This window comes from Butyrivibrio sp. X503 (genome assembly GCF_003625475.1).
Classification (GTDB): Bacteria; Bacillota; Clostridia; order Lachnospirales; family Lachnospiraceae; genus Butyrivibrio.
In genome coordinates, this window is record NZ_RAIQ01000013.1 from 25073 (window position 1) to 34828 (window position 9756).

Consider the following 9756-nt stretch of genomic DNA (forward strand, 5'->3'; position numbering starts at 1 on the left):
TAATAATATAAGGCAGCAGAAAGAAAAGAGTTAGCTGGAGAGAGCAATGAAGAAACTATTTAAACTTTTGCCAATTGCATTAGCGTTTTTGATCGCAACAAGTCCGATGACTATTTACGCAGCAGAGGAAAAATCCGAAGCTGCAACAAGCGGAAGCTCGGAGGATATGGCGAGCATTGATCTTTCAGCAGAACAAACAGACTATCCCGAAGGAAACGAAGAGGAGACCGAAGAAGAACAATATGCAGTTTCGACAGTAGAAAATGCTGTGGACGCCGGAAACGGTGTAGTCCAGATAAACTGCGTATACAAAGATGATGATGGCAACAGTCACATCATCAAAGGATCGACCGGCTTCATTGTCGGAACAACAGGGGACAATGCCAAGCAGTATCTTATAACCAGTAAGCAAGGAATTGTGGCTGACAAAGATACTAGAAAAGCAGCAATCAGAAGCTTTGGTGTCAGCAAGGCTGATTTAAAAGACAAAGTCGACAATGTATCATACGAAGTCGTAGTAACAAAAGATATGTCGATAGATTGCTCATTGTATCAACAAAGCGACGAGCTGGATCTTGCGGTATTTTCACTCAGCGAGAATCTTGCAAACAGAAAACCGCTTTCGATATATACATCGGATGACGGATATACAAATGATCTGCCATATAAAACAACAGATCGTGTACATTCCATAGGATTTCCGGATGCAATAAGCTATGATGCGAATCCTGCTAAATATGACAAAGAGGATGTCATCATATCATCAGGAAAGATTAACAATATTCACAGCTTAAATGATGTATATGTTATCACTCATGATGCGGAAGTAGGTGCAAATAACTGTGGCGGACCGCTCGTAAATGAAAGCGGCGATGTTGTTGGAATGAACGTCCTCAAAAAGGACGGACAATACTCCGTAGCAATTGACTCGACAGAGATTGTCGATGTTCTGGATGCATTCGGAATTGAATACAACAAACTCACGCCCGGAACGATTAAACCGGCTATAGAGGCATCGACCGAAACTTCAGTAATTATTATACCACCCGCGCCACCGGAACCGGGACCGGCTCCGACACCTAAGTGGTTGATCGCGGTTATCATAGCAGTTTGTGTGCTTTTGGTAGCGATTATTGTAGCGGTAGTATTTCTTCTTGCCGGTAAAAAAGTAGTTCACACCGAAGAAGAAAAACAAAAAATTGCACAACAAAAAGCAGAGAAAAAGGCAGAGAAGGAAGCAAAGAAGGCTAAGAAAAACGAGATAGAAAGACCGTTCCCCAAAGTTCCGTCAGGAAACATTAACACTAACCAGAGCGGCGGAACCGGAATGGAGACCAATATGCTTTCAAAAGAAGATGACTCAAGTACAACACTTCTTTCTGAAGGACCAATCATCAACAAGGGACAGAGTGGTTCGGTTAAAGGAGGAACACTTATCAGAAAGAAGACCGGTGACAACATTCTTCTTTGCAAAGCAGAAACAACCATCGGAAAAGATTCACTTCATGTTGATTATTGCATACGCGATAACAGCGCAATTAGCAGAGTACATGCAGCATTTACCGTTAATTCGCAGGGAGTATGCATAGTAGATAAAAATTCTACGAACGGTACGTTTGTAAATGGAACTAAGCTCGGGGCTAATGAGTCCAGGATGCTTAATAAAGGGGACATAATAAGACTGGCAAATGAGGAATTCGAGTATAGAAAGTAATACACTCAGATACAAACTCATAGTGTATGGAAACAAACTATATAAAGAAACGATCATTCCCGAAGATGTTGAAACAATTGTGATAGGAACGTGCAAGGAAGCACAGATCCGTTTGCCCGAAGGATTCTTTTCGGACGACTTTAAAGTCACATTGCAGAAGCAGGCAAAAAGCTACGTTATGGTATGCCAGTCCGGAAATTATATTCTCAATGCCAACGGCAGTAAAGAATATATGCATGATTTTTCGCCGGGCGACAGGGTGAGTATTTGTTATGAAGAAACAGATATAGTTGCCATCCGATTGAATTTTTCATTGGATTTCGGAGCCGCCCAAGAAGATTATGCGCTTCGCATAGAAACCGGAGAAACATCGGTAATTACCATAGGCGGAGAAAACTGCGATATCAAGATAAATAACTCGGATATCAAAGATGAGAAATGTGTCATAAGAAAAGACGGAGACGGGTATCTGGTAGATACTTCAGATCTTAAATATGGCGCTGAGATCAATGGCATCACTTACAAAGGAAATGCTTTACGACTTAAAAACAAGCAGTTTTTGACAGTATACGGAATATCATTTTACGCAATAGACGGAGAGCTTTGCACCGTATCCGACGGAACTGTGGAGACCAACCTAAAGGCTTATATAATCAAGGAACAGAACAACCAGTTCAAGTATCCTGAGTTTATCAAGAATGTACGACTTCAGTATTTACAGCCGGAAGAGCGAATAAATGTTATTCCGCCTAAAGCTGAAGCACAGCAGCAATCGATTTTGTCACTTATAACCATGTTCCCGATGCTCATCATGATGTTCATGATGATGGCGATGAGAAGTAGGATGTATGGCGGCGGATCCGGCGGAAACGCATATATGATAATGTATGGACTTATGTACGGATGTACAGCCGGAATGTCGATCGTTATGTTCTTTGTAAATAGAAAAAAAGTCAAAGAGCAGAACAAGAGAAGGGTTGAGGTATATAACGAATACATAAGGAAAAAAGACGATGAGATAAAAAAAGAACGTGAAGAAGAACGCGTTATTGCTCAAAAGATGAACATCCTTCCTGAAGAGATGGTTAATCAGATTCAGAATTTTGATGCAAGACTTTTTGAAAAAGCCAGGGATCATAAAGATTTTTTGGATGTTCCCATTGGTCTTGGAAAAGTAAAAGCAATAAACCAGGTTGCATTCAGAGAGCAGGAAGAGTTGGATACGACAGATCCGCTAATGGAGTATCCCAAGGAGCTTCATGATAAGTATGAGACGATGGAAAACATGCCCATAGCTCTTCATCTAAAAAATGTCAACGCGATAGGTTTTGTAGGAGAGCGTCCCAAGCTTCTTAGTCTGGTTCGCAATATGATGCTTACCTTGGCAGGACAGCACTTCTTCAATGACGTGAAGTTTTACCTTCTTATGCATGAGGAAGATGTACAGGATTTTAGCTGGACCAGATGGCTTCAGAACCTGTCAGACAGAGGTGTCAGAAATATCATGTACGATACCGAGAGTAAAAAGATCGTACTTGATAAGATGTATAACGAATTATCCGCGAAAGAAAACTCCGGTAATTCGAGTTCAACGGAAAGAAAAAATGGGGAATCTGTTCACTATATTGTATTTGCATATAGGTCTAAAGAATTAATCGAACATCCCATTACCAATTATATAAAAAGAGCTAAGGATCTAGGATTTACATTTTTGTTCTTTGATGAACATAAAGAACTTCTTCATGAAGCGTGTGATGAGCTCGTTTATCTTGACAGTGACGGAAACCGAGGATTTATCCAAGAGGCAGCAGATGCAGTCAAGATGCAAGGCTTCGAATATCCTGAGCTTACACTAAAGCAGGCGGCAGATGCAGCTATTAAGCTTGCATGTGTTCATATAAATGAGATCAGCTTGGAAAGCACCTTGACAAAGAATATATCATATTTCCAGCTCTACAACATCTTGACACCCTATGATCTTAGAGTGGGTGAAAGATGGGCATCCGCCAAGATCTTTGATGGAATGGCGGTTCCTATAGGAGTAGATGCTTCGGGTAGCAAAGTGTGCCTGGATATACATGAGAAAGGTCACGGACCTCACGGTCTTGTAGCCGGAACGACAGGTGCCGGAAAATCAGAGCTTCTTCAAACTTATGTATTATCAATGTGTACAAATTTTCATCCGTATGAAGTCGGATTTATTATCATCGACTTTAAGGGTGGTGGAATGGCCAACCAGTTTAAAAAGCTTCCACACCTTAACGGAGCAATTACAAACATTGACGGTAAGCAGGTTAACCGTTCGCTTATGTCTATAAAAGCGGAACTGATGAAGAGGCAGAGATTATTTGCCGAAGCTGAAGTCAATGCAATAGATAATTACATTGACCTCTATAAAAAAGGCGAAGTAAAAATTCCGCTTCCGCATCTCATTCTTATTGTCGACGAGTTCGCCGAGCTCAAAGCTGATCAGCCTGAATTCATGCAAGAGCTTATAAGCGCGGCTCGTATAGGTCGAAGCTTGGGAGTACATCTCATACTTGCGACGCAAAAGCCTGCCGGTGTAGTAAACGATCAGATCTGGAGCAACTCAAGATTTAAGCTCTGCCTTAAAGTGCAAGACAGGAGTGATTCAAACGAAGTACTTAAATCCCCGCTTGCCGCAGAGATCAGAGAACCCGGTCGATGTTATCTTGAAGTCGGCAACAACGAGATATTCCAGCTCCTCCAATCCGCTTACAGCGGAGCTCCTGCGGGAGTCGGAGTTGTTGATCAGAAAAGTAAATATGATCTGGCAATGGTAAATCTCGTCGGTAAAAGGAGAGTCTTTTATCATCAGGAGCCGGAAAAAGAGGATGCAACATTAACGCAATTGGATGCGGTTGTTGATTATATAGCCGAGCATTGTGCAAATAACGGAATAGAAAAGTTATCACCTATCTGTTTGCCGCCTCTTGAAGAAAACATAGTTTATAAGAGTAAGGATGAAAGCGTCAAGGATACAGATGTCATAGTTCCGATAGGAATATATGACGATCCGGAAAACCAGGCGCAGGAAGTAATTTCTCTTAACCTTACCAAAGAGAATACATTTGTTATCGGATCTGCTCTTAGTGGAAAGACTAATCTTATTCAGACTATCGTAAGAGGAATTACGGATAACTATGGCGCAGATGAAGTATCGATCTACATCATTGATTTTGCATCCATGATTCTTAGAAATTTTTCGTCACTTGCCTATGTGGGCGGTGTTGTGACAATTAAAGATGATACAATGCTGCGACAATTGTTTTCTATAATTGACTCAATTATAGATGAAAGACAGAAGCTGTTTGCAGACATGGGACTTAGTTCATTCTCGTCATATAGGGAAGCGGGATATAAAGAACTGCCACAGATTATCGTGGTTATGGAAAATTATTCCGCGCTAAGATCGGTCTACGAGGATTATGAAGAGGGATTCCTTAATCTTTGTCAGGATGGTCTGGCAGTTGGTATATCTGTGATAGTTACCAATCCAACTTCTTCCGGAATAGGCTTTAAACTGCTTACTAATTTCGGAAGGAAAATAGCTTATTACTGTAATGATTCAGGTCAATACGGAAATATATTTGACAGATGCAGGTTAGAACCTGATGAAGTTGCAGGAAGAGCAATAACAACAATAGATGGCCAGATAAGAGAGTTTCAGACGTATCTGTCATTCGATGCAAAGAAAGAAATTGAGAAAATCGATAAGATCAAGGAATTTGTCAAAGAGACTAATGCCAAGTGTGGAAACAATCATGCTTACAGAATCCCGACTATTCCCGAAGACGTTACCGAAAAATATCTGGAGGAAACATACGGAAGTCAGCTTGAGCACATTAAAGAATATGAGATACCCATTGGTATCAACTATTCGACAATCGAGCCTGAATATTTGTATTTGATGAAATCAACTCTATTCTCAATTATGGGAAGAGAGGAAACCGGAAGATTTGAGTTTATCAAGTCTATGCTAGAGAGGCTTAACAAATACAATGATACAGCTCCCATTAAATTATATGTAGTAGACAGCGTTTCCAGAGAACTGGCATTTGCGCAGGAACTCGATATAACAGTTAGATACACGATATCTGCAAATACGGTTTGCGAATATATCAGAGAAATATCAGAGGAACTTGGAAGAAGATATGATGAAATGGAAGAAGATCCGGATTCATTAGCCAAAGAACCGATGCTGATGCTTATTATAAATTCGCAGTTGTCCGCAGATATGATTTTGAAAGACGCTGAAGCTTTTCAGAGGTATGAGGTTATTGTCAGCAAGCTTAGAGGTTATCGGGCTTGTATTGTGCACTCCAATCTTGAGAATATTGCTATTAGTTTCAAATCCGGAGAGATACTTAAACAGATTTCGCAAGAAGCAACGCATATCATGTTTGAAAATGCAGGCTTCATAAAACCTGTTGAGTTACCTATCTCCTTTGTGAAAAAGAATAGCAAGAAGCTTGAGAAGACAGATGCATTTTACATAGAAACAGGCGTAATAAATAAGATCAAAACTATTACGTCATAACAAAAATAAATAAAAGGAAAAGGAGAAAAACGAATGAGTAATGTAATGGGCACTGATGGTGTTAGCTCTGCAGTAACAGGAGCAGTAGCAGGAGCAGTAGCAGGCGTAGTTGGTATTAATGACAGCGTCTTAGCTTCTGTTGCGGACAACATGAAATTAAAGCACAATGGCTTGTTGGAGTTGATCGAGGAGGCAAAGGCTAAGAGAGCGCAAGCCCAAGCAAGTGTAACAGGTCCGGAGCTGGAGCAGATTGATTTATTGATTCGAGATATGGAGGAAAAAGCTGGTTTAGTTGCTGATAATATAGCTATGACACATAACCACATTCTTTCAACTCGAGGTGGATTTGCACAACTTGGAAAAACTAACTGCAATATTATACGTGAATGCTACGAAGGCGCTACTACAGGTGGAACACTGGCATAAAAGGAGGAAAAGACATGAGTTTAATGGATCATATGATCGATGTAAATGGAGTTAATCAGTTAGGTGGAGAATTTTATGATCTTGGAGAGAGATATAAGACCCTCTTAGATCAGGTTGATGCTGAAGCCGAAAGGGCAAGCACAGAGGGAATGGTAGGCGATAATCAGTTGAAATTCCACTCTGTAACATCAACGATAAGCCCTACTATGATAAAGCAGGCAATGAAAGTAATGGGATTTGGTGAAGGTGCTAAGAAGATGGCAACAAATACTGTTAACACCGATAAAGAGCTTGCTTCAAATTATAATGTGAAGTCATGATCAACTGTTTGTAAGTCCGGGCGTTTTGTCCGGACTTACAAAAACTTATAGGAGGAAAGCTATGTCAGATTATGAAATGGATAACTATGATGCAGCTGCGGAAGAAGAAAGACGAAGAGAAGAGAGACGAGCTGCAATAAGAGCTGCTATAGCTGCTCTCAGAGCAAAAATAAACAGACTCAGAGAATTTCTTGACGCGTTGCTTGGAAAGCAAGAAGCAAGTAGCGGCGAAGTACATGAACCCGAGACGGAATATGATCTTACGGTTTCGGAAGATATTGCGCATTGGACAGGTAGTCGTGAACAACGCGGAGAAGGCAAGCAAGGTAGTACCGGAGGAGATGTAGGATTTTTTGAGTCGGGAATAAGTCAGGTTATAGCACAGATAGAAAGATTGATAGCGAGATATGAAGAGGAAATTTCAGCGCTTGAAAGCGAACTGGCATCAATCTGATAAATATACGGGACTAAAAAATGGACGATAAGGCGATTGTGATCTTTAAGATAAACCAGAATGAAATCGGTATTGATATAGAGATACCGCTAAACATAACTGCTAATGAACTTATATTTGGGTTAAATAAAGGCTTTAATCTGGGAATAAATATGGACGATCCCACGCAATGCTACCTAAGGATGGAGAATCCGATAGGATTTCTAAGAGGAGACACCATGCTTAATGAATATGGGATAAGAAACGGATCGGTAATATATGTGGAGTAATTGATGAAAACTTTATTGTTTATCAGCTTTGATGAGGAATATGTAGTAAGCGTATTGGGAACCCTCGCAAGAAAAATATCCGAAGAGTATCAGCTGGATATCATAACAGACAAAGATTACCTTACCAGCTTTTTTGAGAAGCAACATAAGATAGATACTTTGATCATTGATGAAAAAATTCAGATAGATATTCCGTCTAACCAAGCGGTAGGACGATTATATGTTGTAACTGAGACGGATGCTATTGGCGCATATCTTATAAGCAAGTATGCGGGAGCACAAGGTATTCTTAAAATCTTGGGATCGGGTTACAAAAGGCGCAGCAGAGGTTCCGTTAACAACGGCAAGACAAGAGTGCATGACATAGTAAGTATTGACGATACCGGGATTAAAACAATCGCAGCACTAACCATTGCCGGACAACTTGTGAAGTTTGGAAGAAAAGTATTATATCTGTCTGCGGATAACCTTCAGGATTTTAGTTATGTTATGAAAGAAAAAGATGCTTTTTCTCAAGAGGAAGAGGCACTTATTTTAAATGCCGTGTCCAAAGGGATAACAGGCGATTTTTCTAAACTGGTAAAGAATGAAAACTTTGATTATATACCGCAGTTCAAACATCTTTTGTCATCGTACGGAATGTCTTCTGCTACAGTTTTTCAGCTTGCGGAAATAATAAAAGGATTGGAAATATACGATGAGATAGTGATCGATCACCCCTATGGTTTTAACGCTGACAGTATTACAAGACTTGAGAACAGTAAGAGTGTGATCATTATAACGGATAATAAAGAGAGCTCCGACAGGAAACTGAAAAAGCTTCTTGAAAATACAAGAGAGGTAGGAGAGAACAGCCTTATAATATACCATTCTGATGATGCAGCTGATGAAGTTCATTCGATGTACGGAGTGAATATCTGTGAAAAGATAAAAGATATTTCGGGCGGTATTGAAGAATTAATTGAAAACAAAATACTAAGAGATACAGCAGAGGCGATTTTGTAAAAACAGAGGATACAGATATGAAGAAGAAGTATTTTAAAAATCATGTATTATATGAGATTTCGGAAGGAGACCGTGTCTCCAATCTTGGAATAAAATCTGTGCTTCGTCAAAAAGAATACATGTTGCCTATACGAGAGATTACTTACAACGGAAAATACAGCATTATTTGTGCTACAGACAATCTGGTGAAGGAGGCACCAACAAGTATCAATATTTCCAAAACGGCGATACTTATAAAGTCTCTTTCGGAGCTTTTACGTGTGTGTAGCGAGAGTGCTTTTTTAGATAATACATATATAGATCTATCTGATGATACGATTTTTTTTGACAGACAGGAAAATGTGTATCGATTTCCGCTTATACCTATTGACAATGCAGGAGAGCTTCCTGACAGAAAAAAATGGGGAGACCGTTTAAAAGCATTTTTGCTTGCAGGCATGGCGGAAAACAATCAGAATAGATCTCTTTTACAATTTAAGGAAGGTTTGGAGGAAACGGATGATATTGTTGCATATGTAATTGAGAAAGCGCCATTGATAACGATAGACGGGCTCAAAAGTGAAGCTGATGAAAACAGTATTGAGCTTGTATATGATGGAACATATGGAGCTTTTACTCTTTTTATATGCAAGGATGAGTTTGTTATCGGTCAGGCGGATGACTGCGACGGTGTATTACGCATGAATCCGACAATATCAAGACATCACTGCAAGATCAGGCACACAATGGACGGATGGTATGTTGCCGATCTGGGAAGCAGTAATGGAACGGCAGTAGATGATATACGACTTAATTCGAATCAGTTTATGCAGATTCATAACGGTGATAGGATGCGAATATCGGATATGGAGTTTATGATTCAGATTGGATAAGTGACGATACGGAAAGCAAAGATTACCGGAAAAACTAAACATAAAACGTTTATAACAAGGAGAATAAAAGATGGGATTCAACGACGGAAAATTTTACGATGCCAAACTGTCAATGGATTATTACGATGCGTTGAA

Annotated in this window: 8 protein-coding genes; all 8 read left to right on the plus strand. The window is 39.9% G+C overall.

Features of this window, described 5'->3' with window-relative positions:
• Positions 1–46: 46 nt before the first annotated feature.
• The 8 genes from D6853_RS15005 to D6853_RS15040 all read left to right on the plus strand — a co-directional run bounded on the left by D6853_RS15005 (position 47) and on the right by D6853_RS15040 (position 9621).
• Entirely contained in the window at positions 47–1714 is a 1668-nt protein-coding gene (locus tag D6853_RS15005) for an FHA domain-containing protein (protein WP_120658812.1), read from the plus strand.
• Positions 1689–6275 carry a type VII secretion protein EssC gene (essC, locus tag D6853_RS15010; protein ID WP_120658813.1) on the plus strand — a complete coding sequence of 1529 codons (4587 nt, stop codon included), beginning with the start codon at positions 1689–1691 and terminating at the stop codon, positions 6273–6275. Before D6853_RS15005 ends, essC begins: the two co-directional genes overlap by 26 nt.
• Before the next feature lie 33 nt (positions 6276–6308).
• The gene (locus D6853_RS15015; protein WP_120658814.1) at positions 6309–6701 is read left to right on the plus strand and encodes a hypothetical protein; all 393 of its coding nucleotides are present in this window, start codon (positions 6309–6311) and stop codon (positions 6699–6701) included.
• A 14-nt stretch (positions 6702–6715) separates the two neighbouring features.
• Positions 6716–7021, plus strand: coding sequence for a hypothetical protein (locus D6853_RS15020; RefSeq protein WP_120658815.1), 306 nt, complete (start codon positions 6716–6718; stop codon positions 7019–7021).
• 61 nt (positions 7022–7082) lie between these two features.
• Positions 7083–7475, plus strand: a complete 393-nt coding sequence (locus tag D6853_RS15025) for a DUF5082 family protein (RefSeq protein ID WP_120658816.1) — start codon at positions 7083–7085, stop codon at positions 7473–7475.
• 20 nt (positions 7476–7495) lie between these two features.
• Positions 7496–7744, plus strand: a complete 249-nt coding sequence (locus D6853_RS15030) for an EsaB/YukD family protein (protein WP_120658817.1) — start codon at positions 7496–7498, stop codon at positions 7742–7744.
• Positions 7745–7747: 3 nt separating this feature from the next.
• Positions 7748–8749, plus strand: coding sequence for a hypothetical protein (locus D6853_RS15035; RefSeq protein WP_120658818.1), 1002 nt, complete (start codon positions 7748–7750; stop codon positions 8747–8749).
• Between the two features lie 17 nt (positions 8750–8766).
• Positions 8767–9621 carry an FHA domain-containing protein gene (locus tag D6853_RS15040; protein WP_120658819.1) on the plus strand — a complete coding sequence of 285 codons (855 nt, stop codon included), beginning with the start codon at positions 8767–8769 and terminating at the stop codon, positions 9619–9621.
• The last annotated feature ends 135 nt before the right edge of the window (positions 9622–9756 follow it).